The 1064-nt window shown below is 63.8% G+C and carries 2 protein-coding genes and 1 pseudogene; all 3 read right to left on the reverse strand.

Annotation, left to right across the window (positions count from 1 at the left end; genetic code table 11):
- Positions 1 to 176 (reverse strand): annotated as a pseudogene (gene gudD / locus J2X67_RS27715) (glucarate dehydratase); the annotation flags it as partial.
- A 32-nt stretch (positions 177 to 208) separates the two neighbouring features.
- Positions 209 to 658 carry a nuclear transport factor 2 family protein gene (locus J2X67_RS27720; protein WP_309958226.1) on the reverse strand — a complete coding sequence of 150 codons (450 nt, stop codon included), beginning with the start codon at positions 656 to 658 and terminating at the stop codon, positions 209 to 211.
- A gap of 40 nt (positions 659 to 698) precedes the next feature.
- Positions 699 to 1064 (reverse strand): dihydrodipicolinate synthase family protein (locus tag J2X67_RS27725; protein ID WP_309958227.1); only part of this gene is annotated, 366 nt, incomplete at its 5' end.

A 1064-nucleotide genomic window follows, 5' to 3' on the forward strand; every position in this document is an offset into this window, starting at 1 on the left:
CCGACGCCGGTGTTGCCGGCGCTGTCGGTCAGGATCAGCAGGTTGCGCGTAAAGAACGGGCCATGCGCACCGCTCAGGTTCATCAGCATGCTGTCGTGGCCCGCGACGGGAACCACGCGCATGCCGGTGACCACGGGCGCGCCAGAAACGGAAGAAGCGGAGGCTGGAATTGTCATTTGCGCGAAACCTGATGAATGCTTGCTGGATGCTAGATGCGCACGGCTTGCCGGGCCAGCAACTTCCAGTCGTTGCCCTGCTTCTTCCAGATGCCGAGGATCTTCAGCGCCACCTTGCCGGGCTTGCCCGAGTCCAGGGTGTCGGCCGCGAGTGTATGACGCACGATGGCCGTGTCACCGCCGACCACCTTGATGGTCTGCTCGGTAATGGTGATGCTGACGAAGTCGGACTTGCCGGCAATCAGGTCGCCGATGAAGCTGTCCTTGGTGTCCACCCTGCCGCCCGAATGGCCGTAGCTCAGGTCGTCGGCCACCAGCGCGCCAAGGGCGGCCGGGGTCGGGTCGATCATTGCAACGCGCAGGCGCTCGGCGGCAGCGGCCACCGCCGGCTCCGCCGATGCGCCGCCGCCCGCGGGCATCATTGCGCAGCCGGTGAAAACGACCGCCGAAGCGGCCACGAGAAAAAGCTTCTTGATGAACATGTGTCGTTGTCTCCGTTGTTGTTTTTGCTGATCTGGCCGTTTACTGCGGGCCGAGAGCGTCGATGAGCGCCTTGAGCTTCTCCATCTCGGCAGGCTTCAGGTCGGTAAGCGGTGCGCGCACCGGGCCCGCGTCGTGGCCGACGATCTTGGCGCCGGCCTTGACGATGCTCACTGCATAGCCAGGCGTGATGTTGCGCAGTTCGAGGTAGGGCATGAAGAAGTTCTTCAGCAGGCGATGCTGGGTGGCCATGTCGTCGTCGCGCACGGCTTCATAGAACTGCACGGCGGTCTTCGGAATGAAGTTGAAGACGGCCGACGAATACACCGGCGTGCCCATGGCCTTGTAGGCCGCTGCATAGACTTCTGCCGTGGGCAGGCCGCCCAGGTAGGCAAAGCGGTCGCCCAT

Source organism: Variovorax sp. 3319 (assembly GCF_031456585.1).
Lineage (GTDB): Bacteria > Pseudomonadota > Gammaproteobacteria > Burkholderiales > Burkholderiaceae_C > Variovorax > Variovorax paradoxus_P.